This window comes from Halomonas halophila (assembly GCF_030406665.1).
GTDB lineage: Bacteria > Pseudomonadota > Gammaproteobacteria > Pseudomonadales > Halomonadaceae > Halomonas > Halomonas halophila.
Genome location: NZ_CP129121.1, coordinates 2,978,262 through 3,003,556, shown reverse-complemented (window position 1 = coordinate 3,003,556; position 25,295 = coordinate 2,978,262). Strand labels below are relative to the sequence as shown.

The window sequence follows — 25,295 nt, the reverse complement described above, 5'->3', positions numbered from 1 at the left end:
CTGACGACATCGGCGTCGAACGGCGCGTCAGGCGATGAGGAAGCGGCATGATCGATATCGAAGGGGCCCTGCGCGACAAGGCGCCGGGGCTGGCGGCGCGGCCGCCCTGGCTGTTAGGGCCGCTGGTGGCGGGGCTGCGTCGGCTGGTGCACGAACGCGAGATCAACGATTTCCTGGCCCGCCACGGCGAGCTTGGCTGGTGCGAGTTCATCGACCGGGTGTTCGAGCATCTCGACGTCGGCTACACGCTGTCGACCAGGGATCGCGAGCAGATTCCCGAGACCGGCCGGGTGGTGGTGGTCGCCAATCACCCGCTCGGTGCCCTGGACGGCTTGGCGTTGCTGCGCATGGTGGCCGAGGTACGCCCCGACGTCAGCATCCTGGCCAACGACCTGCTGCTGCAGCTGGCGCCGCTGTCGGACGTGATCGTGCCGGTGGACAACCTCTCGCGGCGCGGGCTGCGCCGTAGCCTCACGCGCCTGACCGAGACCCTGGAGGCGGAGCGGGCGGTGATCGTCTTTCCCGCCGGGGAGGTCTCCCGGGCCGGGCCCCGCGGCGTGCGCGACGGCAAGTGGCATTCGGGCTTCCTGCACGCCGCGCGTCGCACCAACGCGCCGCTGCTGCCGGTCCATGTGCGCGGGCGCAACTCCTCGCGCTTCTATGCCCTGACGTCGCTGCGCAGCGATCTGGGCACGCTGCTGCTGCCCGACGAGATGTTCCGCCAGCGCGGTCGCCATATCGCCCTGCGGGTGGGCGGGCCGATTCCGCTGGCGCAGTTCGATCGCGATGACCTGACCACGCCGGTCAAGCTCAAGTTGCTGCGCAAGCATGTCTATCGTCTGGGGCGCGGCAAGCGCGGCGTGTTCGTCGGCGAGACTGGTATCGCCCGCCCCGAGCCGCGCCAGCGCCTGCGCGAAGAGCTGCGCGACGCCGAGACGCTCGGCGAGACCGCCGACGGCAAGCGCATCCTGCTGGTCGACAGCCGGCCGGATTCGTCGGTCATGCGCGAGATCGGTCGCCTGCGCGAGGTGGCCTTTCGTCGGGTAGGGGAGGGCACCGGCCGCAAGCGCGACCTGGACGCGTTCGACGACTACTACCGTCATCTGGTGCTGTGGGACGATCGCGACCTGGAGATCGCCGGCGCCTATCGACTCGGCGAGGTAGGGCGGATCCTCGATCGTCATGGCATCGAGGGGCTCTACGGCGCGACCATCTTTCATCTGGAGCAGGCGCCCTGGGCGCAGTGGCGCCACGGCCTGGAACTGGGGCGCAGCTTCGTTCAGCCGCGCTACTGGGGGCGGCGCAGCCTGGACTACCTGTGGGTCGGCCTTGGGGCCTACCTGCGTCGCCATCCCGAGGTGCGCTGGCTGTTCGGACCGGTGACCCTGCCCAATCACCTGCCGACCCTGGCCAAGGAGCTGCTGGTCAGCTACTACCGCCACTACTACGGCGATGGCGATAGCCAGGTGCGGCCGCGCGCCCCCTGGCGCCTCTCCCGGGCCGGGGAGCAGGAGGCGGAGCGGCTGTTTCGCGGCGACGATGCGAAGGCGGACTTCCAGCGCCTGCGTCACGGGCTGCAGGCGCTGGGGGCCAGCGTGCCGGCCCTCTACAAGCAGTACGCGGAGGTCACCGAACCCGGCGGCACGCGTTTCCTGGCCTTCGGCGTGGATACGGCCTTCGGTTACTGCACCGACGGCCTGGTGGCGGTGGACCTGGCGCGCCTCAAGCCGGAGAAGCGGGCGCGCTATATCGGCGCGGCGGACGAGAGCGCGCGGGCCGTCTCCGGCGAGGCGGCCTCAGGCCGCGTCGGGGTCCAGGGTCTCGAGTCGTCCCTTGAGGCGGGACGTGAGGGCTGAGAGGTCGCGTTCGGTGTCCCGGGGCCAGCCCAGCGTCAGCACCACGCCGTCGGCAGCGTAGTCGGCGGCGTCCACGGGGATGTCGCGCTCGGCGCACCAGGCCCGGGCCTGGGCCTCGCCGGCAAAGTCGATCTTCAGGCGCAGCGGGTCGCGCTCGGTGACCTCGCGGGTCGGCAGGGTCTCCAGCGCCTCGCTCACGGCCTGGCCGTAGGCGCGTGCCAGGCCGCCGGTGCCGAGCTTGGTGCCGCCGAAGTAGCGGGTCACCACGCAGCCGGCCTGGCCGATGCCGGCGCCTTCCAGCACCTGATACATCGGCCGCCCGGCGGTGCCGCCGGGCTCGCCGTCGTCGGAGAAGCCGATGGCGTTCTGCTCGCCGGGCGGGCCGGCGATGAAGGCGCTGCAGTGGTGGCTGGCATTGGGATGCGTGCGCCGAGCCTCGGCCAGCAGTGCCTCGAAGGCGGCGGCCTCCGGGGCATGGCAGACCCAGGCGATGAAGCGGCTCTTCTCGACCTCGAGTTCGGTCTCGCGCCACTCGCCGGCAGGCAGGTCGGGAACGGGATAGCGCATCAGGCGGCCAGGTCCGTCTGGCGCACCACGCCCATCACCAGTCCCAGCACCTGGATGTCGCTGTTCTTGAGGTAGATGGGCGGCATGGCCTCGTTGGCCGGCTGAAGACGCACGCCGGACTTCTCGATGTAGAGCTTCTTCAGGGTGACCTCCTGATCGTTGATCATCACCACCGCGGTCTCGCCGTTCTCGGCGCTCTCGCGACGTTCGATGATGATCACATCCCCGTCGAAGATGTTGCAATCGATCATCGAGTCGCCGCGCACGCGCAGCGCATAGGTGTTGCGCTTGACCATGCGCTTCGGCACCTCGACGCTGCCGGCATCGATGCAGGCGTCGATGGGCACGCCGGCGGCGACGCTGCCCAGCAGGGGCACTTCGACCAGGTCGCGGTCATCGAGCGGCATCCAGGCCTCGGCGATGGGCAGGTTGGGCTGGCGGAGCAGGTACTGTGGGGCGAGTGACATGCGCGGCATCTCCCGTCGGCAGTGACTGTTGATACATACAGTACTTGGCCAGCATAGCAGGCGATCGGCATCTGGCAAGGGCGGCGTTTCCAGCCGGGGGCTGATGCAGGTCAGCCCCCGGCGCTTCCGGGCCGGGGCCCGGCTGGCGATGAAAACCCTTTCCGTGTAGAGTGCCGAGCCATGTTATCCGCGCCTGGAGAGTGCCTTGAGCCTGCGTCTGCAAGCCCGGCGGCTGGCCTGTGAGCGAGACGACCGCTGGCTGTTCCACGATCTCGATCTGGAGGTCCGGGCCGGCGAGATCCTGCGCGTCGAAGGCCCCAACGGCAGCGGCAAGACCACCCTGCTCAAGATCCTCTCCGGCCAGCTGATGGACCACGAAGGCGAGGTGCTGTGGAACGACGCCCCGCTGCGCCGGGTGCGGCGCGACTTCCTCGCCAGCCTGCTGTACCTGGGGCACGCCCCGGGGGTGAAGGCGACGCTGACGCCGCTGGAGAATCTGGCCTGGTATCAGGCGCTGGCCGGCGAGCGGGGCGACGAGCCGACGCGCCTGGCGGCGCTCGAGCGGGTCGGGCTGGTCGGCTTCGAGGATCTGCCCGCCGCCCAGCTCTCCGCCGGGCAGCAGCGCCGCGTGGCCCTGGCACGGCTGGAGCTGACGCCGCGACCGCTGTGGGTGCTCGACGAGCCCTTCACGGCCATCGACCGGGACGGCGTGGCCGCCCTCGAGGCGCGCCTCGAGGCCCATACCGCCCGCGGCGGTGCCGTGCTGGTCACCACCCATCACGAACTGCGTGCCTCGGCCGGCCTGCGCTGCCTGTCGCTGGGCGAGGGAAGCGACGATGTCGAACGCTGAGTCGCGGCCGGCCCCGCTGCCCGAGGCCGGGGAGCCGGCGGGCGGGCTCGCGGTCGCATGGCGGGCGACCCTGCACCGCGATCTGGTGCTGCGGCTGCGCCGCCCCGGCGAGGTGCTGAATCCGCTGGCGTTCTTCGCCCTGGTGATCACCCTGTTTCCGATCGGCATCTCGCCGGAGCCGGTGCTGCTGGCGACCATCGCCCCGGGCCTGCTGTGGGTGGCGGCGCTGCTGGCGGCGCTGCTGTCCCTGGAGGGCGTGTTTCGCGACGACGCCGAGGATGGCAGCCTGGAGCAGCTGCTGCTGTCGCCCCAGCCGTTGCCGGTGCTGGCGCTGGCCAAGGTGGCGGCGCACTGGCTGCTGACCGGCCTGCCGCTGGCGCTGATGGCACCGCTGCTGGGCGTGATGCTGTCACTGCCGGCGGGCAGCTACGGCGTGCTGGCGCTGTCGCTGGCGCTGGGCAGCGCCAGCCTGAGCCTGATCGGCGCCATCGGCGCCGCGCTCACCGTGGGCGTGGCTCGCGGCGGAGTGCTGCTCTCGCTGCTGGTGCTGCCGCTCTACATACCGGTGCTGATCTTCGGCGCCGGCGCCGTTCAGGCGGCGATCCAGGGCGGGGTCGTGGCGGCTCATCTGGCCATTCTCGGTGCGCTGCTGGCGGCGGCGCTGATCTTCGCGCCCTTCGCCATCGCGGCGGCGCTGCGCATCGCGCTCAACGGTTGAGGAATCGACGGTAATGTGGGCCTTCCTTCACAAGCTCGGCTCCCCCAAGGGGTTCTACGCCATCACCGCGCGATGGCTCACGCCGCTGTGGCTGGCGGCGGTGGCGCTGATCCTGATCGGCGGGCTCTGGGGGCTGGCCTTCGCGCCGGCCGACTACCAGCAGGGCAACAGCTTCCGCATCATCTATGTCCACGTGCCGGCGGCCTTCCTCGCGCAGTCGATCTTCGTCGCCATGGCCGCGGCCGGGCTGATCTTCATGGTCTGGAAGATCAAGCTGGCCGACATGGCGGCGGCGATGATTGCCCCGCTGGGCGCCGGCATGACCTTCGTGGCGCTGTTCTCCGGCGCCGTCTGGGGCGTGCCCACCTGGGGCACCTGGTGGCAGTGGGACGCCCGGCTGACCTCGATGCTGATCCTGCTGTTCCTCTATATCGGGGTGATCGCCCTGCGCGGCGCCTTCGTCAGCCGCGACGGCGGCGCCCGGGCGGCCTCGGTGCTGGCCATGGTGGGCGTGATCAACATCCCGATCATCAAGTTCTCGGTGGACTGGTGGTACACCCTGCACCAGCCGGCCAGCTTCTCGATCATCGAGAAGCCGGCCATGCCCGTCGAGATGTGGCTGCCGCTGCTGCTGATGGTGCTCGGCTTCTACGGCTTCTTCATCGCCGTGACCCTGACGCGCACCCGCAGCGAGATCCTGCGCCGCGAGTCGTCCAAGCGCTGGGTGCGCGCGCTGGTCGAGGAGGGGCGCTGATGGCCTTCGATTCGCTGTCCGAGTTCCTCGCCATGGGCGGCCACGCGCCCTATGTCTGGAGCGCCTATGGCGCCACCGCCGCGCTGCTGCTGGCCGTGGGCTGGCACGCCCGGGCCGAGCGCCGCCGGGTGCGGCGCGACCTCGAGCGCCGGGTCCGCCGCGAGCGACGCCAGGCCGAGGCCACCGACGCTTCCACCGACGAGAGGCCTGCCCGATGAGAGCCAAACGCAAGCAGAAACTCTATGCGGTCCTGGGGCTGGTGACGCTGGCCGCCATCGCCGTGGGTCTGACGCTCTACGCCCTGCGCAGCAACATCAACCTGTTCTTCAGCCCGGTGCAGATCGCCGAGGGCCAGGCCCCGCTGGAGCGCTCGATCCGCGCCGGCGGCATGGTCAAGGCCGGCAGCGTGGCCCGGGACCCGGAGAGCCTGGCCGTCTCCTTCACGGTCACCGACTACGTCGAGGACCTCGAGGTGCGCTATCGCGGCATCCTGCCGGACCTGTTCCGCGAGGGGCAGGGCGTGGTGGTGCTCGGCCAGCTGCAGCCCGAGGGCTGGCTGCGGGCCGACAAGGTGCTGGCCAAGCACGACGAGAACTACATGCCGCCCGAGGTGGCCCAGGCCCTGGAAGAGGCCGGCTATGCGCCGGAGGACTACCAGGACAAGGCCGCCGAGGTGGCCAAGCGGCTCGAGGCCGAGGACTGACCCGGAGACGCCATGCTGACCCCGCTGATTCCCGAGATCGGTCACTTCGCGCTGATCATCGCGCTGGCGATGGCCGCCCTGCAGGCCATCGTGCCGCTGGCCGGGGCGGCGACCCGCCGCCCGCTGTGGATGGCCTATGCCCGGCCCATGGCCACCGGGCAGTTCCTGTTCCTGATCGTCGCCTACGCCTGCCTGACCGCGAGCTTCCTGCTCGACGACTTCAGCGTGTCCACCGTGGCCGACAACTCCAACTCGCTGCTGCCCTGGTACTACAAGGCCAGCGCGGTGTGGGGCAATCACGAGGGCTCGGTGCTGCTGTGGAGCCTGATCCTCGGCGCCTGGACCTTCGCCGTCAGCCGCTTTTCCCGCGAGCTGCCCCGCGACATGCTGGCCCGGGTACTGGGCGTGATGGGGCTGGTCTCCACCGGGTTCCTGACCTTCGTGCTGGTCACTTCCAATCCCTTCGCCCGGCTGCTGCCCAACCCGCCCGCCGACGGCGCCGATCTGAATCCGCTGCTGCAGGACATCGGGCTGATCATCCATCCACCGATGCTCTACATGGGCTACGTGGGGTTCTCGGTGGTGTTCGCCTTCGCCATCGCGGCGCTGCTCGGCGGCCGCCTGGACGCGGCCTGGACCCGCTGGGCGCGGCCCTGGACCAACGTGGCCTGGGCCTTTCTTTCGGTGGGCATCGCCCTGGGCAGCTGGTGGGCCTACTACGAGCTGGGCTGGGGCGGCTGGTGGTTCTGGGATCCGGTGGAGAACGCCTCGCTGCTGCCGTGGCTGGCCGGCACCGCGCTGATCCACTCGCTGGCGGTCACCGAGAAGCGCGGCGCCTTCAAGAGCTGGACGGTGCTGCTGGCGATCTCCACCTTCTCGCTGTCGCTGCTGGGCACCTTCCTGGTGCGCTCCGGGGTGCTGACCTCGGTGCATGCCTTCGCCAACGATCCATCCCGGGGGCTGTTCATCCTGGTGCTGCTGGGCCTCACCGTGGGTGCCTCGCTGCTGCTGTTCGCACTGCGCGCCCCGCGGGTCAGCCAGCGCGCCGGCTTCACCTGGCTGTCCCGGGATGCCCTGCTGCTGGTCAACAACATCCTGCTGGTGGTGATGACGGTCACCGTGCTGCTCGGCACCGTCTATCCGCTGCTGCTCGATGCCCTGAACCTGGGCAAGATCAGCGTCGGCCCGCCCTACTTCAACGCCCTGTTCGTGCCGCTGACGGTGATCCTGTGCCTGTTCATGGGGCTCGGCCCGCTGGCCAACTGGAAGCGCACCCGGCCCCGTGAACTGTTCCGTCGGGTGTGGCTCTCCGGTGCCGTGGCGCTGGTCATCGGCCTGCTGGCGCCGCTGGCCTACGGCGGCGAGTGGAACCTCGCGGTCACGCTGGGGCTGGTGGCGGCGCTGTGGGTGGTGCTGCCGCTGGTGCGGGACCTGTGGACGAAGAGCCGCCACAGCGACGGGCGTCTGGCCGGGCTCAAGCGGCTGTCGCTGGCCCACTGGGGCATGGTGCTGGGCCACCTGGGCCTGGCGGTGACCATCGTCGGCGTGACCGTGGTCTCGAACTACGCCGTGGAGCGCAACGTGCGCATGGCGGTGGGCGACAGCGTCGAGGTGGCCGGCTACACCTTCGCCATGACCGACCTCGGCCATCGCCGCGGCCCCAACTTCGTCGCCGACGTCGCGCGCCTCGAGGTGAGCCGCGGCGACAGCCGCCGTCGCTTCACGATGGCGCCGGAGAAGCGCATCTATCTGGCCCGTGGCATGCCGATGACCGACGTGGCACTGCGCCCGGGGCTGCTGCGCGACCTCTACGTGGCCATGGGCGAGGACCTGGGCGACGGCAGCTGGGCGCTGCGCATCCAGTACAAGCCCTTCGTGCGCTGGCTGTGGCTGGGCGCGCTGCTGATGGCGCTGGGTGGCGTGCTGGCGGTGGTCGACCGCCGCTACCGGCGCGCCGCCACCGCGCCCGACCCCGAACGCCACGCCCGGGAGGTGAGCGCATGACGCGTCGTCTTTTGCTGCTGCTGCCGCTGGCCGGTTTCCTGGTGCTGGCGGTGTTTCTCTACCGCGGGCTGTCGATCGATCCCGCCTCGCGCGACTCGGCGCTGATGGCCAGGCCCTTCCCGGCCTTCAGCCTCACGACCCTGGAGGACCCCGGGCGGACCCTCGACGAATCGCTCTTGAAGGGCGAGGTCACCCTGGTCAACGTCTGGGGCGAGTGGTGCCCGACCTGCAAGCAGGAGATGCCACAGCTGCTCGAGCTCGCCGAGCGCGGCGTGCGCCTGGTCGGCGTCGACTACAAGGACACCCGGGAGAAGGGCCGCGAGTTCCTGGCCGAGTTCGGCAACCCCTTCGAGGTCAACCTGTTCGACCCCGAGGGCAGCCTGGGCTTCGACCTCGGCGTCTACGGCGCCCCCGAGACCTTCCTGGTCGATGCCGAAGGCGTGATCCGCTACCACCACACCGGGTACATCACGACCCAGGACGTCGAGCGGGTGATCCTGCCGGAGGTGGCGAAATGGCAAGACTGATTCGTGCGCTGCTGATGCTGGCGCTGCTGACACCGGCCCTGGCGCAGGCCGCCATCGAGGTGCGCGAGTTCGACGACCCGGTGATGCGCGACCGTTTCGAGTCGCTGACCGCGACCCTGCGCTGCCCCAAGTGCCAGAACCAGGCGATCGACGACTCCGACTCGCCGATCGCCGGCGACATGCGCCAGCGCGTCTTTGAGCAGCTGCAGGCGGGGCGCTCCGACAAGGAGATCCTCGACTTCATGGTGAGCCGCTTCGGCGACTACGTGCTCTACAACCCGCGCCTGGAGGGCCGCACCCTGCTGCTGTGGGGGCTGCCCGCGGCCCTGGTGCTGGGCGGCGGCCTGCTGGTGGCGCTGCTGGTGCGGGCGCGCCGGCGCGCCTCGGCCAGTCGGCTCTCCGTCGAGGAACGCGCCCGGCTGGATGCCCTGCTCGAGCGGGAGGATGACCGATGATCGCGCTGTGGATCGCCTTCGCCCTGTTGCTGGTGCCGGCGCTGTGGCTGCTGGTGCTGCCGCTGCGCCGCGCCGGCGCGGTGGCCCGGGCGCTGGCCGACGACGAGGCCAGCGAGCGTACCGAGCGGCAGAACGTCGCCGTCTACCGCCGGCGCCTGGCCTCCCTGGAGGCCGCCCGCGACCGCGGCGAGATCGACGCGGCGCGCTTCGACGAGGATCGCCTCGAGCTCGAGCGCAGCCTGCTCGACGACACCGCGGCCTCGACCCGCTCGCCGCTCAAGGCCCCCCGGGCCGGCCGCTGGCTGGTCCCCGTGACGATGGTCGCCCTGGTGGTGGCCAGCGCCAGCTGGTACCGCTGGGAGGGCGCCGAGGGCGACCTGGCGCTGTATCGCCTCCAGCAGCAGGTGATGGCCGACCCCGAGGCCTCTTTGCCCCGGCTGCTCGAGCGACTGGAGGCCGAGGCCGCACGTCAGCCCGACAACCCCAACGTCTGGCGCTCGCTGTTTCCGCTGTATCGCGACAGCGGCCGCCTGGAGCGCGCCGACCACGCCCTGACCCGGCTGCTCGCGCTCGAGGAGCGAAGCCCCTGGCTGCTGGCCGAGCTGGCCCAGTTGCGGTATTTTGCCGCCGGCCGCGAGCTGACCCCGAACGTGCAGGCGCTGGTCGACGAGGCCCTGGCCGCCGATCCGGCCCAGCCCACAGTGCTCGGGATGCTCGGCATCGAGGCCTTCGAGAGCGCCGACTACGAGACCGCCATCGACCGCTGGCGCCGGGCCATCGCCGGCATGAACGACGCCGAGTCCGCCGAGGCGCTGCGCCAGGGCATCCGCACCGCCCAGCGCCGCCTGGGCCAGACGCCCGAGGCCGTCGAGGGCCCGGGCCTGCGCGTGCGCGTGAGCCTGGCGCCCGAACTGGCCGGCCGCCTGGGCGCCGACACCGCGGTGTTCGTGGTGGCCCGGGACGCCGCCGGCGAGCTGCCGCCGCTGGCGGTGGCGCGCACCACCCTGGGCGCGCTGCCGGCGACCCTGACCCTCGACGACGGCGATGCCATGGCGCCCAAGGCACGGCTGTCCCAGGTCGACGAGGCGAGGCTGGTGGCGCGGGTCTCGGCCAGCGGCCAGGCCGATCCGCAACCCGGCGACCTCCTCGGCCGCCACGCGGCGGTGGCGGTCGGCGAGCACGACGGCGACCCGGTAGAACTGATCATCGACAGGATCGTGGAATAACGCATGCGACTGAAGTCGATACGCCTGGTGGGCTTCAAGTCGTTCGTCGACCCCATCACCGTGCCCTTCGACGGCAACATGACCGCCGTCGTCGGGCCCAACGGCTGTGGCAAGTCCAACATCATCGACGCCGTGCGCTGGGTCATGGGGGAATCCTCCGCCAAGACCCTGCGCGGCGAGTCGATGACCGACGTCATCTTCAACGGCTCCACCGGGCGCAAGCCGGTGGGCCAGGCCTCCATCGAGCTGCTGTTCGACAACCGCGACGGCACCATGGGCGGCCCCTACGCCCAGTACGCGGAGATCTCGGTCAAGCGCCAGGTCACCCGCGAGGGGCAGTCCACCTACTTCTTCAACGGCCAGAAATGCCGCCGCCGGGACATCTCCGACCTGTTCCTCGGCACCGGCCTGGGGCCGCGCTCCTACGCCATCATCGGCCAGGGCATGATCTCGCGGCTGATCGAGTCGCGCCCCGAGGAACTGCGCGCCACCCTCGAGGAAGCCGCCGGCATCTCCAAGTACAAGGAGCGCCGCCGCGAGACCGAGAACCGCATGCGCCGCACCCAGGAGAACCTGGAGCGCCTGGAGGACATCCGCGAGGAGCTCGACAAGCAGCTCGAGCGCCTCAAGCGCCAGGCCGATGCGGCGCGCCGCTATCAGACCCTCAAGCAGGAGGAGTACCGGCTCAAGGGCGAGCTGGCGCTGCTGCGCGGCCGCGCCCTGCGCGCCAGCCAGGGCGAGGAGGAGAGCCGCGTGCGCGAGCTCGAGACCTCGGTGGAGCGCGAGGTGCTGGGTCTGCGCCAGTGCGAGACGCGCCTCGAGGAGGCCCGCGCCGAGCACGACCGCCTGGCCTCCGAGCTCGAGGGCTACCAGAACCGCTTCCACGAGACGACCACCGCCATCGCGCGGCTCGAGCAGGACCTGGAACACACCCGCTCCCGGGACCAGCAGCTGGCCCAGGACCTCGAGGCCGCCCGCCGCGAGCTCGCCGACCTCGACCGCCTCGGCGAGGACGATGGCGAGCGCCTGCTGCGCCTCGACGAGCGCCTGGAGACCCTGGGCCCCGAGCAGGAGGAGGTCGCCGAACGCCTGGCCGAGCTGGAGGCCGCCCTCGAGGAGGCCGAGCCCCTGGCCGAACAGGCCGACGCCGACTGGGAGGCCTTCGGCGAGACCTGGCAGGCCGACAGCCGCGAGGCCGAGCGCGCCCAGGACCGCCTGCGCGAACAGGAGGCGACGCTGGAGCGCCTCGAGGGGGACGCCCGCAAGCGCCGCCAGCAGCGCGAGGAACTGCCCGATATCGCCGGCCTCGAAGCCCAGCGCGCCGAGGTCGCCGAGCGGCTGGCCGAGCTCGAGGAACGCCTGGCCGGGCGCGAGGAGCAGCGCGAGCGCTGGCAGGCCGAGCGCGACACGGCCCGGGAGGCGGTGCGCGAGGCCGAGGTCGACCGCGAGACCGACCGCCAGCGGCGCAGCACCCTGCAGGGCGAGCTGGCCTCGCTCGAGGCGCTGATCCAGGCCGCCCTGGCCGATCACGACGAGACCCTCGACGCGCACTTGCGCGGCCACGGGCTCGGCGAGGCCCCGCGCCTCGGCGAACGCCTCGAGGTCGAGAGCGGCTGGGAGGACGTCGTGTCCTGGGTGCTGGCGCCCTGGCTGCGCGCCCGGCTCGCCCCGCTGTCCGAGGGTGGCAGCGTGCTGTCCCCCGAGCTGGCCCCGGAGCTGGGGCTGCTCGAGGACGCCGAACGAGAGGCCCCGGCCGGCAGCCTGGCCGCGCGGGTCAGCGGTGCCGGGGCCGCGGCCCGCTGGCTCGCCGGGGTGCGCTGCGTGGACAGCCGCGAGCAGGCCTGGGCCGAGCGCGATGGCCTGGCCCCCGGCGAGAGCCTGATCACCGCCTGCGGGCTGTGGGTCGGTGACGGCTGGGCGCGCCACCGCGGCCGTGACGAGGGCCCGGATGCGCTGCTGGTCAGCCGCCGCCGCGAGGCCGAGGTGCGCGAGGCGCTCGCCGCCGTGGAAGAACGCCTCGAGGCCCAGGAAACACGCCTGGCCGAGGCCGGCGAGCGCGTGGAAAAGGCCGAGGAGAGCCTCGAGGCGGTGCGCCTCGAGGAGCGCGATCTCGAGCAGCAGCGTCAGCAGCTGGCGGTGCAGGACAGCGGCCTCGCCAGTCGGCTCGAGCATCTCCAGGGGCGGGCCGGCGAACTCGCCGAGGAGCTGGAGGGGCTCGCCGAGTCCGCCGAGGAGACGCGGCTGGCCATCGAGGAGACCCGCGAGCACTGGCAGGCGGCCATGGAGCGCCTGGAGCGCGGCGCCGAGACCCGCGAGCGTCTGGAGCGCGCCCGCCATGAGGCCCGTGAGCGATTGACCCAGCTGCGCAGCCAGCGCCAGCCGCTGGCCGAACAGTCCCAGCGGCTGGCGCTGGAGCACCAGCGACTGACCACCGAGCGCGCCGGCCTGGCCGAGCAGCAGGGGCGTGCCGGCGAGGCCCGACAGCGCCTGGAGCTGCGCTGTGCCGAACTCGAGGAGGCCCGCGAGGGGCTCCACGAGCCCGACGAGGAGCGTCGCGAGCGCCTCGAGGAGCTGCTGCATCGCCGCGAGCGCGAGGAGCGCGAGCTCAACGCGGCGCGCTCACGGGCTGCCGAGCTGGTGGAGCGGCTGCGCGAGGACGAGCAGGCCCGCCAGGGCCACGAGCGCCAGCTCGAAGGCATCCGCGAGCGGCTGCAGGAAGCGCGCATGCAGGTCCAGGCGCTGGCGCTCAAGGCCGACACCCAGGACGAGCAGCTCAAGGAGCTGGGCCACGACGCCGACGGCCTGGCCGAGGGGCTCGACCCCAACGCCACCGAATCGGCCTGGCAGACCCGCCTCGAGGAGGTCGGCGAGCGCATCCGCCGGCTGGGCGCCATCAACCTGGCGGCCATCGAGGAGTACGACCAGCAGGCCGAGCGGCGCGACTACCTGGAGGCGCAGCATCGCGAACTCAGCGAGGCGCTGGAGACCCTCGACCGGGCGATCCGTCGCATCGACCAGGAAACCCGCACCCGCTTCCGCGACACCTTCGAGCGGGTCAACGCCGGCCTGCAGACGCTTTTCCCCAAGGTCTTCGGTGGCGGGACCGCATGGTTGACGCTGACCGGCGACGATTTGCTGGAGACCGGGGTGGCCATCATGGCGCGCCCCCCCGGCAAGAAGAACAGCACCATTCATCTGCTCTCCGGGGGAGAAAAGGCGCTGACCGCGTTGTCCATGGTATTCGCGATCTTCCAGCTCAACCCGGCACCTTTCTGCATGCTCGACGAGGTCGATGCCCCGCTCGATGATGCCAATGTCGGTCGCTATGCCAAGCTGGTGAAGGAGATGTCGGACTCGGTGCAGTTCATCTACATCACCCACAACAAGATCGCGATGGAAGCCTCCGAACGATTGATGGGGGTGACCATGCAGGAACCCGGGGTATCACGTCTGGTGGCGGTGGGGGTCGATGAGGCAGCGGCCCTGGCCGAGGCGTGATGGACTTGAACGCCATGGGCAAACGGGTTAACAAGGAACAAAAGCGAGATAGCACCACATGGTGACGAAGGGATTCTTGAAGGGCGATTGCACAGGACCGAGGCAAGTGCGGCCACAAAAAGGCCAGCTTGACAATCAAAATTATTGGTCCTTTTTTGGGCAATCGCGCTATGCTGTTCACGGAAACCATCAGGCATGGCGCCTTAGCAAAAAGGCATGACGACCCATGGAACTTAGAGAGTGGCTGATCATACTGGGACTGGCACTGGTGACGCTGATCGTCATCGATGGCGTGCGTCGCCTGCAGCGCCAGCGCAGCGTGCCGCGCCTTGACCAGGCCGGACACGACGCCCCGAGCCCCGCGGGGGGCGAAGAACAAGACCCCGACGAGGCGGCTCGTGAGGCGGAACTCAACTGGGAATTGCCCAACGGAGGGGCGCGCGTCGTCAGGCCTGCGGAAGAGCAGGGCGTGAAGGCCAAGCCCAAGCTCGAGCGACAGGACCACCCCGGTCCGTCCCGGGTGTTGTCGGAATTCCGCCGTCAGCAGGGCGAGGCGCCTCAGACCGGGGCGACGGAGGCGGTGTCCGCTTCGCGCCGGCCCGAGCCGGCCGAACGGGCCGCACCGGCGGCGAGTGCCGAGGCCGAGCGTCGCGAGCCCGCCCAGGAGGACGCCGGTCGGCAGCCGCCGGCCGCCGAGCCGCTGGTCGCCGATCCGGCCGATCACGACGGCTACGACGAGGAGCACTACCGTCTGGTCGACCTGGAAGGCGTGGGCGATTCGCTGAAGAACGGCTCCAGGCGTGTCGGTTCCTCGGTCCAGCGCTTCGGTGCCTCCCTGCAGAAGGGCATAGCCGAGCGTCGCGACCAGAAGAAGGCGCGTCGCGAGCAGGAGAAGGCGGAAAAGGCCGAGAAAGCCGAAAAGGCCGAGCAGGCGCGTCGCGAACAGGCCGCTCGCCAGCAGCAGGAAGCCGATGAGGCGGCCCGCCGCCAGCGCGAGGCGGAGGCCCTGGAGGCCGAGCGTCGCCAGGCCGCGGCCGACGACAACGACCCGCTGTTCGCCCCCCGCCACGAAGCGGCCCCCGAGGCCTTTGCCGAAGCAGAGGCGCCGCGAGATGACGTGGTGCGCTCGCATCCGGTGCTCGAGAAGGCGCTGCGTCACGGCGTTCAGGACGAGCATGCCCGCGACGCCCTCGGCGGGGCCGAGGAGCTGATCGTGATCAGCGTGATGGCCCGTGAAGAGGGCGGCTTCGCCGGCAGCACCCTGCTCGAGCTGATGATGGCCTGCGGCCTGCGCTACGGCCGCGACATGAACATCTTCCACCGCTTCGAGACCGAGGACCCGGGCAGCGCGCTGCAGTTCTCGATGGTCAACGTGGTCAAGCCGGGCACCTTCCCCCTCGAGGCCATGGACGAGTTCTCCACGCCGGGCGTCACCCTGCTGATGCCGTTGCCGAGCGCCACCGATACCTCGGCGGCCTTCGAGGCCATGGTCGAGACCGCCATGGTCATCGTCCGCCACCTCGGCGGCGAGCTGAAGGACGAGAACCTGAGCGTGATGACCGCCCAGACCGTCGAGTTCGCCCGTCAGCGGGTGCAGGAGTTCGAGCGGCGCCATCGCCTGCATCGTCAGGTCAACTGACGCTCGCCTGCCATACGGCGTCCAGACGCCCCCCGACGGTATCCCGTCGGGGGGCGTTGCTTTGGTAAGCTAGCGCCACCCGGCCTCGCGCGACGAGGCCCTCGCTATCGATCGAGAACCAGACATTCCCATGACCCAGCCCGACCCCGCGATTCAGGACGAGGCGGCGCGTCTGCGCGCCGAGCTCGAGGACGCCAACTACCGCTACTACGTGCTCGACGAGCCGCGCATGACCGACGCCGACTACGATCGTCGGCTGCGTCGCCTGCAGGAGATCGAGGCCGAGCATCCCGCGCTGGTGACGCCCGACTCGCCGACCCAACGGGTCGGTGCCGCGCCCGCGGCAGGCTTTCCCGAGATCCCGCACGCGGTGCCGATGCTGTCGCTGGACAACGCCTTCGACGAGGACGAGCTTTCGGCCTTCGCCAAGCGGGTCGCCGATCGCCTGGAGACCGACCCCGACAGTGTGGCCTTCTGCTGCGAGCCCAAGCTCGACGGCGCCGCCGTGTCCCTGGTCTACGAGAACGGCGAGCTTTCCGCCGGCGTGACCCGGGGCGACGGCCGCACCGGCGAGGGCATCACCTCCAACCTGCGGACCCTGAAGTCGATCCCGCTGAAGCTGCGCGGCGAGGGCGGGCCCGAGCTGCTCGAGGTGCGCGGCGAGGTCACCATGCGCCACGCCGAGTTCGAGGCCATGAACGAGAAGGCGCGCGCCGAGGACACCAAGGTCTTCGCCAACCCGCGCAACGCCGCCGCCGGCAGCCTGCGCCAGCTCGATCCGCGCGTCACCGCCACCCGCCCGCTGGAGTTCAGCGCCTACCAGGTGGCGCGCATCGAGCCGGACGCCGGCGATGCCAGCCATAGCCAGCTGATGGCACGCCTCACCGGGCTCGGTTTCCGCACCAGCGCCGAGCTCGAGGTGGTGGAAGGCGCGGCGGGCATCGTCGACTACTGCCGCCGCCTCGGCGAGAAGCGCGACGGCCTCGGTTACGACATCGACGGTGCGGTGATCAAGGTCGACGACCTGCGCCTGCAGCGCGAGCTGGGCTTCGTGGCCCGGGCGCCGCGCTGGGCGATCGCCTTCAAGTTTCCCGCCCAGGAGCAGATCACGCGGCTCAACGACGTCGAGTTCCAGGTTGGCCGCACCGGCGCCATCACCCCGGTGGCGCGTCTGGAGCCGGTCTCGGTGGCCGGCGTCACGGTGTCCAACGCGACCCTGCACAACGCCGACGAGATCGCGCGCCTCGGGGTGATGATCGGCGACACCGTGGCCGTGCGCCGGGCCGGCGACGTCATTCCCCAGGTGGTGCGCGTTCAGCTCGACGAGCGCCCCGAGGACGCCCGCGAGATCGTCTTCCCCGAGCGCTGCCCGGTGTGCGACTCGCAGATCGAGCGCCTCGAGGACGAGGCCGTGGCACGCTGCTCGGGCGGGCTCTACTGCGCCGCCCAGCGCAAGGAGGCGCTCAAGCACTTCGCCAGCCGCCGGGCGCTGGACATCGAAGGCCTCGGCGAGAAGCTGATCGACGGGTTGGTGGAGCGCGACTGGGTGAAGACGCCGGCGGACCTGTTCGCCCTCGAGGCCGAGCGCCTCGCCACGCTGCCGCGCATGGGCGATAAATCCGCGAACAATCTGGTCGCGGCGCTGGAGAAGGCCAAGGCGACCACGCTTTCGCGCTTCATCTACGCGCTCGGTATCCGCGAGGTGGGCGAGGCCACCGCCGCCAACCTGGCGCGCCACTTCGGCACCCTCGAGGCGCTGATGGCGGCCGGGCGCGAGGCGCTGGAAGCGGTCGACGACGTCGGCCCCATCGTCGCCGCCCACGTGCACACCTTCTTCCAGCAGCCGCACAACCGCGAGACGATCCAGGCGCTGCTGGATGCCGGGCTGCGCTGGGAAGAGGCCGAGGTCGAGGCCGGCCCCACGCCGCTGGAGGGCCAGACCTGGGTGCTCACCGGCACCATGGAGGCCATGACCCGCGACCAGGGCAAGGCGCGCCTGCAGGCGCTGGGGGCCAAGGTCTCCGGCAGCGTGTCGAAGAAGACCGCCTGCCTGGTGGCCGGCGAGGCCGCCGGCAGCAAGCTGACCAAGGCCGAGCAGCTCGGCGTCGAGGTGATCGACGAGGCGACCTTCATCGAGCGCCTGTCGAGCTGGGAAAGCGGCCAGACACCACAGGACATGCAGGAGAACGACGCATGAGCGGAGACCGTTTCGTCGAAGTGCCCTATCGCATGCTGCCGGGGGAGACCCTGGACGGCCTGCTGGAAGCCTTCGTCACGCGCCAGGGCTACGACACCACCGACACCGGCGAGGGCATGAGCGGCTGGGTCGGCGAGCTGCGCCGCCAGCTGGAGCGCGGCGAGCTGATCATCGCCCACGACCTGCGCACCGAGACCACCGAGGTGATGACCCTGGCCCAGTGGCGGGCCTTCGGGCGGGATCTGGCCGACGACGAAGAGGAAGGTTGATCCCGCGAGTCGAGTGCTCGAAACACAAACGGCGCCCCGAAGGGCGCCGTTTGCGTCGCTGGCAGGCTCGCCTCAGGCGAACAGCAGCGGCACGACCACGCTGGAGATCAGCAGGATCAGGGCGCCGCCCAGCCGCGAGGAGATCTGCGCGAAGGGCATCAGCGACATGCGGCGCGCCGCGGACAGCACCGCCACGTCGCCGGTGCCGCCCATGTTGGCCATGCACAGGCCGGCGGTGATCGCCGACTCGATGGGGTAGAAGCCCACCAGCTTGCCGACCAGGCCAGCGCCGAAGGCCGCCCCGGCGACCACGGCGAACACGATCAGCACGTAGGTCAGCGAAATGGCGTCGATCACCTGGCCGAGGTCGGTGTAGGCGATGCCGATGCCGAACAGCAGGGCGAAGGTCCAGTTGCGGGCGACGAACTGGAACCACTGGGCGGCGGATTCGGTGACCGATGCCGGCAGCACGTCGAGCACCTTGAGGGCCGCGACCAGCACGATCATCAGCGCGTAGGGGTGCAGCGGGACGAGGGTGCCGAGGATCTGGCCGGCGGTGAACAGCATCAGGGCGGCGACGACGCCCACGCCCAGCTTGCCCAGGTCCAGGGTATGCTCGGGTTCCTCGACGTCGACGCCGGGCATCATCTGGCCGTCGCCGGTCAGTCCCGGGAAGCGCTTGCCGAGGCCGTTGAGCAGGCCGGCGATGATGATCGCGAAGACGTTGCCCAGCGCCAGGGCCGGCACCAGGATCGAGATGTAGTAGCTGGCCGGCTGGCCCAGCAGCTGCTCGTAGATCTGGCTCATCGGCACCGCGCCGGCGCCCATGCCGCCGCCGAGGATCGGCATGGCGATGACGACCACCGCGTCCTGGGCGGAGAAGCCGAGCAGCGCGCCCATGGCCACGGCGAACAGCGAGGCGCCGAGCACCGCGCAGCACAGCGGCAGCGCGTAGCGCGAGCCGACCTTGATCAGCACCTTGGCGTCCATGCCGAGGATGCTGCCGGTGATCAGCGCGGCGATGTAGAAGTTGAGGAAGCCGCCGCCCTTCATGAAGTCGGTGACGTTGTCGACCACCGGGGCGGGCAGCCACTCCAGATAGACCACGGCGGCGGCGCCGAAGATCGCCAGGATGGCGCCGCCGCCGAGGTAGGTCTTGACCACCGGCAGGCGGTCGCCGATGAAGCCCATCAGCTCGCCGAGCAGCATCATCACCAGCAGGGCGCCGATCATGCCGGTGGGCAGGCTGTCGGTGGCGATCGCTACCACCATTACCGCCAGGGCGAGGGCGAAGAACGGCAGCGGCATGCCGAAGATACGCTGGGCGAGCCAGGCGCGGGGGGCCACGGACGGCGTCGCGACGGTATCCGTCAGAGATCGACTCATGGGAGCGCTCCTTGGGGATCGGCCTCGCGCGAGTCGCGCGGGACATCGTTGTTCGAAACTCGCCCTGGCGGCTTGGCCGCCAGGGCGCAGGGCTGGCGACGAGCATAGGCCCGCCATCTCTGGCGCCAAGATTGCGCAAGTTGTTAAAGCGTTCTGAAACTATTGAAAATATCGGCGTTCTTGACGGCACACCGTCACCATGTGGGGAATGCCACCAAGGTCGAATTCCGGCCGACAATCCCCTACGATCGCACCCACCGGAGTCTCCCCATGCCCCGTCCTCGCCTGCGTCTGAACACCTGGATCTCGCTGCTGGTCGCGGTGATGGTGGTGCTCTCGCTGGGTCTGGCGCTGTGGCTGTTCACCGCCCAGCTGCGCGCGACCCTGGAGGAGGATCAGGCCACGCGGGTCACCGATCTGGCGCAGACGCTCGCCGCCGATCCGGAGGTGCAGGCGGCGCTCCAGGGACGCATCGAGGCGCCCGTCGACGATGGCGCCCTCCAGGCACGCATCGACGGCCTGAGGCGCGCGCTCGGCGTCGACTTCATCGTGGTGATGGATGCCGGTGCGATCCGCCTGACCCACCCGGACCCCGAGCGCATCGGCCGGCACTTCCAGGGCGGGGACGAGGGTCGTGCGCTGGCCGGCGAGACCTATCACTCCCGGGCCGAGGGCACCCTGGGGACCAGCATCCGCGGCTTTGCCCCGGTGACGGCCGGCGACGGCGAGGTGGTCGGCGCGGTCTCGGTGGGCGTCACCCTGTCATCGCTGGCCCCGCTGCTGGCCGACAACCGGCGTGACGTGATGCTCGGCGTGCTGGCGCTGATGATCGTCGGCGGGCTGGGCGCCCGGGGGCTGGCCCAGGCCATCAAGCGCGTGCTGCTGGGCCTCGAGCCGCACCAGATCGCGCGGCTGGTCGAGGAGCGCCAGGCGATGCTGGCCTCGGTCCACGAGGGCATCCTGGCGGTGGATCGCCAGGCGCGTGTCACCCTGGTCAATCCGGCTGCCCGCCGGATGCTGGCCGAGGCCGGGCTGGGGGAGCCGGCGGTGGGAACGGCGGTGGCCGACTGTCTGCCGCACAGCGGCCTCCCCGAGCTGCTGAGCGGCGGCGAAGGCGGTGAGGGGGGGCGCGAGCTCGATCGCGAGATCGATCTCAACCTCGACGGCCGGGTGGTGCTCGCCAATCGGCGGCCGATCCGCCATCGCGGGCGGACGATCGGTGCCATCGCCACCTTCCGCGACAAGAGCGAGGTCAACGCCCTGGCCGAGCAGCTCACCGGGGTCAGCCGCTACGCCGAGGCGCTGCGCGCCGCCACTCACGAGTTCAAGAACCAGCGCCACGTCATGTCGGGCTTGGCGCAGATGGGCGATCTCGATAGCCTGCGCGGCTACCTGGACGAGCTGGCCGACCATCGCCTGGCGCCGGGCATGGCCGTGGTGGAAGGCGTGGCCGATCCGGTGCTGGCCGGCTTCCTGCTCGGCAAGCGCAGCGAGGCCCGGGAGCGCGGGGTGGAATTCGAGGTACGTCTCGAGACGCCGATGCCCGAGCTCGGCGAGGCGACGCTGGTCCACGTCCTGGTCACGGTGCTCGGCAACCTGCTGGAGAACGCCTTCGATGCGGTCGAGGGACGCGACGAGCGGCGGGTGATGTTGACCGTGGAGGCGGACGCGGCGCTGCTGCTGCTGCAGGTGCAGGACACCGGCGGCGGCATCGACCCGAGCATCCGCGAGCGGCTGTTCGAGGCCGGCGTGTCCACCAAGGGCGAGCGGCGCGGCCTGGGGCTCGCCGCGGTGCGCGAGCGGATCGACGCCTGCGGCGGCCGCGTGGCGGTCTACAGCGAGGCGGGCAGGGGCACCCTGTTCGAGGTCGAGCTGCCCCGCGCGCCGGATACCGACGATGACGTTTGAGAACCCTGCCCGAGGGCGACGAGGAGAAACATGATGCGCGTACTGATCGTCGAGGATGACCCCATGGTCATGCGCCTCAACGTCGAGTATCTCAATCGGCTGGACGACATGCGGCTGGTCGCCCAGTGCGAAAGCGTGCCGGCGGCGCTGGAGGTGCTCGAGCGCGAAGACGTCGACCTGGTGCTGCTCGACGTCTATCTGCGCAACCGCAGCGGGCTGGAGGTGGCGCGCTACCTCCAGCGCAGCGGCCGCGACGTGGGCGTGGTGCTGATCACCGCCGCCTCGGAGCTCGACACGGTGCGCGAGGCGTGGCGGCTGGGCGTCAGCGACTACCTGGTCAAGCCGTTCGCCTTCGAGCGCTTCCGCGACGCCGTGCTGGCCTGCCGCCGGGCCCGCGACGCCCTGGACGAGCTGCCGGGCGAAGTGGCCCAGCGCGACATCGACCGGCTGTTCCAGCCCACCGCGCCGGCCAGCCCGCGCCGCCCGGGCGATCTGCCCAAGGGCCTGACCCTGCCGACCCTGGCCCGGGTGGCCGCGGCGATCCTGGCCCTGGACGACGAGGCCTTCGGCACCGAGGCGCTGCTGCCCGCCACCGCCATGTCGCGGGTCTCGGTGCGCAAGTACCTGAAGTATCTGGCCGAGGTCGAGCTGCTCGACGAGTCCTTCCACTACGGCCAGGTGGGCCGCCCCTCCTTCACCTATCGCTGCCTCGACCGGGGCGCGCTGCAGGCGCTGGCCACCTCGGCCTGACGGCTCAGGCCGAGGTCCCGCTCAGGAAGACCTCCGTGCAGCGGCGCGCGCGGGCCTCGCACTGCGCCGCGTCCCATTCCATCGGCCGGCCGAGCAGGGCGTCGAAGTGCCACTCGCCGAGCAGCATGCCCATGAACAGGCCGGCCGCCTCGCGCGGGTCCTCGAGGGTCAGGCGGCCGCGCGCGGCCTGGTCGGCGAGATAGTCGGCCAGCGCCGCCCGGGTGCGGTCGGGGCCGCGGGTCAGGAACAGCTCGCCGAGCTCGGGCACCCGTTCGGCCTCGAAGGCCAGCCCCCGCACCAGGCGGATCACGCCCGGCTGCAGCACCAGCGCCAGCATGCGTCGTCCGAGCTCGAACAGCACCTCTTCCGGGGCCTGACGGTCGCGCTGACCGGCCTCCAGCACCTCCCAGGCGGTGGCGATGTGGCGCTCCATGGCCGCGGTGAATAGCCCCTCCTTGTTGCCGAACTGCTTGTACAGCGTGGCCAGCGAGCCGCCGGCCCGCGCCACCACCTCGTTGACGCTGGCCGCCGCATAGCCCTGCTCGAGGAAGACGTCGCGGGCGGCGTCGAGCAGCCGTTCGCGGCGGGCCACGCCGCGTGGCGTGAGGGGGGTGTCGGCGCTGTCGGGAGCGTGGCGGGACATCGTGACTCCTGGGACGAGTGGCGGAGAGACGGGCGCATTGTATCGCAGCCGTGATGCGCGGCGCTGGTGGTCATGTAGTGTAGCATTCATTACACTTGTGATTTGCCCACCGATCAGGAGACGTCATGGCAGCCGAGGACAAGCAGGTCGCGAACGCCGGCGAGACAGTCGGCGAGGGCGGTGGCGCACGCCGCTCGCGGGGGCGGGTCGTGGCCGGGCTGGTGACGCTCGTCGCGCTGGCGGCGCTGATCTGGTGGGCGATCGGCTGGTGGCAGGTCGGGCGCTTCGTCGAGGAGACCGATAACGCCTACGTGCGCACCGACAGCGTGGCGGTGCGCGCCGAGCTCTCGGCGCGGGTCGCCGAGGTGCTGGTGGACGACAACCAGCACGTCGAGCGGGGCGATCTGCTGGTGCGCCTGGACGACGAGAGCCATCGGGATCGGGTGCAGCAGGCCGAGGCCCAACAGGCCGTGGCGGTGGCGTCGCTGACCCAGGCGCGTCGTCGGGTGGCACTGCAGCAGGCCTCCATCGATCAGGCCCGGGCGCAGCGCGACGCGGCCCAGGCCGACGTCGACCAGGCCCGCCAGCACCTCGAGCGCTCCTCGTCGCTGGCGGCCAGCCAGTACGGCTCCCGCCAGCAGCGCGAGGACGACCAGGCCGCGCTGCGCGTCGCCCGGGCCAATCTCGCCGAGAGCGAAGCGGCGCTGGTGTCGGCGCGTCGCCAGCTGGCGGTGGCGGAATCCGAGGTCGGCCAGGCCGAGGCCAACCGCGACGCCGCGGCCGCGGATCTCGCCTATGCCCGCCATCAGCTCGACAAGACCCGCCTGCGCGCGCCCCGTGCCGGCGTGGTCGGCAACCTCACCGTGGAGGCCGGCACCCTGGCGCAGCCATCGCTGACGCTGATGCAGCTGGTGCCGATCGAGTCGGCCTACGTGATCGCCAACTTCAAGGAGACCCAGCTCGAGCGAATGCGCGTCGGCCAGCCGGTCGAGGTGAGCCTCGACGCCTATCCCGACGTGACCTTCGAGGGCGTGGTCGACAGCCTGGCGCCGGCCACCGGCACCGAGTTCAGCCTGCTGCCCCAGGACAACGCCACCGGCAACTTCAACAAGATCGTCCAGCGGGTGCCGGTGAAGATTCGCGTCGTCGGCCCCGAGGACGCGCTGCCGCGGCTGCGCGCCGGCCTCTCGGCGGTGCCCGGCGTCGATACCCGTGACCTCGATCCCGAGCCTGCCCGGGGGACTGAACGCGAACCGCGCGTCGCCGATGCCAGCGAGGTGGCCGAGGCCGGGAGCGGCTCGTGAGCGAGGTGGCGGCCGGCGCCGAAGCGCGCCCCGATGACATGCCGCCCTGGCCGCAGCGGATCGGCTTCATCGCTGCGGTGTTCGGCATGTTCATGGCGATCCTCGACATCCAGATCGTCGCCAGCTCGCTCAACGAGATCCAGTCGGGGCTCTCGGCCAGCGAGGACCAGATCTCCTGGGTGCAGACGTCCTACCTGATCGCCGAGATCGTGATGATCCCGCTGTCGGGCCTGCTGATGCGCATTCTCTCGACCCGGGTCGCCTTCACGCTCTCCTGCGCCGGCTTCACCCTGGCGAGCCTCGGCTGCGCGCTGGCCGGCTCCATCGAGCAGCTGATCGTGCTGCGCGCCATCCAGGGCTTCGCCGGCGGGGCGATGATCCCGATCACCCAGGCGGTGAGCTTCTCGATCTTCCCGCGCCGGGTGATGGGCAGCGTGCAGGCGGTGATCGGCATGGTGGTGACCATGGCGCCCTCGGTCGGACCCACGGTGGGCGGCTTCGTCACCGAGTCGCTGAGCTGGCACTGGCTGTTTTTGGCCAACGTGGTGCCCGGCGTGCTGGTGTGCTGGGCGGCCTGGACCTTCCTCGACATCGACCGCGCCAACCACGCCCTGGCCAAGCGCCTGGACCTGATCGGCCTGGTGCTGATCGCGGTGTTTCTGGGCTCGCTGGAGTTCGTGCTCGAGGAGGGGCCGGGCGACGACTGGTGGGCCAGCGACCTGATCCTGGCCATGTCGCTGATCTGCGCCGCGGCCGGGGTGTGGTTCTTCGCCCGCACGCTGCGCCACGACCATCCGATCGTCGACCTGCGTGCCTTCGCCAACCGCAACTTCGCCATCGGCGCCGGCATGGGCTTCATCCTCGGCATCGCGCTCTACGGGCTGGTCTATCTGATGCCGCTGTTCTTCGGCTACGTGCGCCACTTCTCGAGCCTGCAGATCGGCCAGGTGATGTTCGTCACCGGGCTGACGATGTTCCTGTGCGCGCCGGTGGCCGGCCAGCTCTCCAACCACCTCGACCTGCGCGGGCTGCTGTTCCTCGGCCTGCTGCTGGTCGGCATCGGCACCATGATGAACGCCAACCTGACCGTGGAGTCGGGCTTCTGGCAGTTCTTCCTGCCCCAGGTGGTGCGCGGCATGGGGCTGATCCTGTGCATCATCCCGGCCTCTCGCATCGCGCTCGGCACCCTGCCGCCCGCCGAAGTGGGCAACGCCAGCGGGCTGTTCAACGTGATGCGCAACCTCGGCGGCGCCATCGGGCTGGCGCTGATCGACACCGTACGCGACGTGCGCGAGGACTTTCACTGGAACCAGCTGATCCCGGCCATCGACACCGGTCGCGAGGTGGTGGTCGCCGAGATCGCCCGCTACGAGGCGATGCTCGCGGGCTCGGTGCCCGACGCCCACCAGGCGGCCCTCGGCATGCTGTCGCGGCGGGTGATGGAGCAGGCCCAGGTGCTGGCCTTCAACGACATCTTCCTGTGGATGGGGGCGATCTACCTGCTCAGCGTGCCGCTGGTGTTCCTGCTACGGCGGATCGAGGCGTGAGGCCGTGCCCGCAACGGAGGTGAGTGC

Annotated in this window: 22 protein-coding genes; 18 read left to right on the top strand and 4 right to left on the bottom strand. The window is 70.8% G+C overall.

The features are described from left to right. The first annotated feature begins 47 nt into the window (after nt 1-47). Nucleotides 48-1,856, top strand: coding sequence for a GNAT family N-acyltransferase (locus QWG60_RS14120; protein ID WP_146909283.1), 1,809 nt, complete (start codon nt 48-50; stop codon nt 1,854-1,856). Here QWG60_RS14120 and QWG60_RS14115 read toward each other — a convergent pair. Beyond that, nucleotides 1,797-2,423: an IMPACT family protein gene (locus QWG60_RS14115; protein ID WP_046078320.1), complete on the bottom strand. Its 627-nt coding sequence runs from the start codon at nt 2,421-2,423 to the stop codon at nt 1,797-1,799. The genes QWG60_RS14120 and QWG60_RS14115 overlap by 60 nt on opposite strands. Continuing rightward, nucleotides 2,423-2,890 carry a transcriptional repressor LexA gene (gene lexA / locus QWG60_RS14110; RefSeq protein WP_035592588.1) on the bottom strand — a complete coding sequence of 156 codons (468 nt, stop codon included), beginning with the start codon at nt 2,888-2,890 and terminating at the stop codon, nt 2,423-2,425. Before lexA ends, QWG60_RS14115 begins: the two co-directional genes overlap by 1 nt. A gap of 205 nt (nt 2,891-3,095) precedes the next feature. Here lexA and ccmA point away from each other — a divergent pair, with 205 nt between their 5' ends. From ccmA to QWG60_RS14045, 13 genes are all read left to right on the top strand, one after another. Continuing rightward, nucleotides 3,096-3,740: a cytochrome c biogenesis heme-transporting ATPase CcmA gene (gene ccmA / locus QWG60_RS14105; RefSeq protein ID WP_146909281.1), complete on the top strand. Its 645-nt coding sequence runs from the start codon at nt 3,096-3,098 to the stop codon at nt 3,738-3,740. Further along, nucleotides 3,727-4,458 (top strand): heme exporter protein CcmB, encoded by a 732-nt coding sequence (ccmB, locus tag QWG60_RS14100; RefSeq protein ID WP_046078317.1) that lies wholly within the window; start codon nt 3,727-3,729, stop codon nt 4,456-4,458. Before ccmA ends, ccmB begins: the two co-directional genes overlap by 14 nt. Before the next feature lie 13 nt (nt 4,459-4,471). Further along, nucleotides 4,472-5,212, top strand: coding sequence for a heme ABC transporter permease (locus tag QWG60_RS14095; RefSeq protein WP_146909278.1), 741 nt, complete (start codon nt 4,472-4,474; stop codon nt 5,210-5,212). Beyond that, nucleotides 5,212-5,430: a heme exporter protein CcmD gene (gene ccmD / locus QWG60_RS14090; RefSeq protein WP_107181180.1), complete on the top strand. Its 219-nt coding sequence runs from the start codon at nt 5,212-5,214 to the stop codon at nt 5,428-5,430. The genes QWG60_RS14095 and ccmD overlap by 1 nt, the downstream gene beginning before the upstream one ends. Next, complete coding sequence (gene ccmE / locus QWG60_RS14085; protein WP_046078313.1) at nt 5,427-5,915, top strand: cytochrome c maturation protein CcmE; 489 nt, start codon at nt 5,427-5,429, stop codon at nt 5,913-5,915. The genes ccmD and ccmE overlap by 4 nt, the downstream gene beginning before the upstream one ends. Nucleotides 5,916-5,927: 12 nt before the next feature. Continuing rightward, nucleotides 5,928-7,919: a heme lyase CcmF/NrfE family subunit gene (locus tag QWG60_RS14080; RefSeq protein ID WP_035592569.1), complete on the top strand. Its 1,992-nt coding sequence runs from the start codon at nt 5,928-5,930 to the stop codon at nt 7,917-7,919. Further along, nucleotides 7,916-8,446 (top strand): DsbE family thiol:disulfide interchange protein, encoded by a 531-nt coding sequence (locus tag QWG60_RS14075; protein WP_146909276.1) that lies wholly within the window; start codon nt 7,916-7,918, stop codon nt 8,444-8,446. Before QWG60_RS14080 ends, QWG60_RS14075 begins: the two co-directional genes overlap by 4 nt. Then, the gene (locus tag QWG60_RS14070) at nt 8,434-8,901 is read left to right on the top strand and encodes a cytochrome c-type biogenesis protein (protein ID WP_107181176.1); all 468 of its coding nucleotides are present in this window, start codon (nt 8,434-8,436) and stop codon (nt 8,899-8,901) included. The genes QWG60_RS14075 and QWG60_RS14070 overlap by 13 nt, the downstream gene beginning before the upstream one ends. Further along, complete coding sequence (gene ccmI, locus QWG60_RS14065; protein ID WP_146909274.1) at nt 8,898-10,127, top strand: c-type cytochrome biogenesis protein CcmI; 1,230 nt, start codon at nt 8,898-8,900, stop codon at nt 10,125-10,127. The genes QWG60_RS14070 and ccmI overlap by 4 nt, the downstream gene beginning before the upstream one ends. A 3-nt stretch (nt 10,128-10,130) precedes the next feature. After that, a complete protein-coding gene (gene smc / locus QWG60_RS14060; protein WP_146909272.1) occupies nt 10,131-13,625 on the top strand; it encodes a chromosome segregation protein SMC in 3,495 nt (1,164 codons plus the stop codon). A 226-nt stretch (nt 13,626-13,851) separates the two neighbouring features. Continuing rightward, on the top strand, nt 13,852-15,264 hold the full coding sequence (gene zipA, locus QWG60_RS14055; RefSeq protein WP_146909269.1) for a cell division protein ZipA: 1,413 nt from the start codon (nt 13,852-13,854) through the stop codon (nt 15,262-15,264). A 130-nt stretch (nt 15,265-15,394) separates the two neighbouring features. Further along, nucleotides 15,395-17,461 carry an NAD-dependent DNA ligase LigA gene (gene ligA / locus QWG60_RS14050; RefSeq protein ID WP_046078306.1) on the top strand — a complete coding sequence of 689 codons (2,067 nt, stop codon included), beginning with the start codon at nt 15,395-15,397 and terminating at the stop codon, nt 17,459-17,461. Then, complete coding sequence (locus tag QWG60_RS14045; protein WP_016853531.1) at nt 17,458-17,730, top strand: YheU family protein; 273 nt, start codon at nt 17,458-17,460, stop codon at nt 17,728-17,730. The genes ligA and QWG60_RS14045 overlap by 4 nt, the downstream gene beginning before the upstream one ends. 72 nt (nt 17,731-17,802) lie before the next feature. Here QWG60_RS14045 and QWG60_RS14040 read toward each other — a convergent pair whose 3' ends face one another. Further along, nucleotides 17,803-19,116 carry a 2-hydroxycarboxylate transporter family protein gene (locus QWG60_RS14040; RefSeq protein WP_046078304.1) on the bottom strand — a complete coding sequence of 438 codons (1,314 nt, stop codon included), beginning with the start codon at nt 19,114-19,116 and terminating at the stop codon, nt 17,803-17,805. A gap of 270 nt (nt 19,117-19,386) precedes the next feature. Between QWG60_RS14040 and QWG60_RS14035 the strand changes: the two genes are divergently transcribed. Both QWG60_RS14035 and QWG60_RS14030 read left to right on the top strand, forming a co-directional pair. After that, complete coding sequence (locus QWG60_RS14035) at nt 19,387-21,024, top strand: ATP-binding protein (RefSeq protein ID WP_146909267.1); 1,638 nt, start codon at nt 19,387-19,389, stop codon at nt 21,022-21,024. A 30-nt stretch (nt 21,025-21,054) separates the two neighbouring features. Continuing rightward, on the top strand, nt 21,055-21,774 hold the full coding sequence (locus tag QWG60_RS14030) for a response regulator (RefSeq protein WP_046078302.1): 720 nt from the start codon (nt 21,055-21,057) through the stop codon (nt 21,772-21,774). Nucleotides 21,775-21,778: 4 nt separating this feature from the next. Here the strand turns inward: QWG60_RS14030 and QWG60_RS14025 are convergent, their stop codons facing one another. Then, on the bottom strand, nt 21,779-22,417 hold the full coding sequence (locus QWG60_RS14025; RefSeq protein ID WP_035598318.1) for a TetR/AcrR family transcriptional regulator: 639 nt from the start codon (nt 22,415-22,417) through the stop codon (nt 21,779-21,781). Between the two features lie 125 nt (nt 22,418-22,542). Between QWG60_RS14025 and QWG60_RS14020 the strand changes: the two genes are divergently transcribed. Together QWG60_RS14020 and QWG60_RS14015 are read left to right on the top strand one after the other, a co-directional pair. Further along, entirely contained in the window at nt 22,543-23,721 is a 1,179-nt protein-coding gene (locus QWG60_RS14020; RefSeq protein ID WP_146909264.1) for an HlyD family secretion protein, read from the top strand. Next, a complete protein-coding gene (locus QWG60_RS14015; protein ID WP_200880101.1) occupies nt 23,718-25,268 on the top strand; it encodes a DHA2 family efflux MFS transporter permease subunit in 1,551 nt (516 codons plus the stop codon). Before QWG60_RS14020 ends, QWG60_RS14015 begins: the two co-directional genes overlap by 4 nt. Nucleotides 25,269-25,295 lie beyond the last annotated feature (27 nt).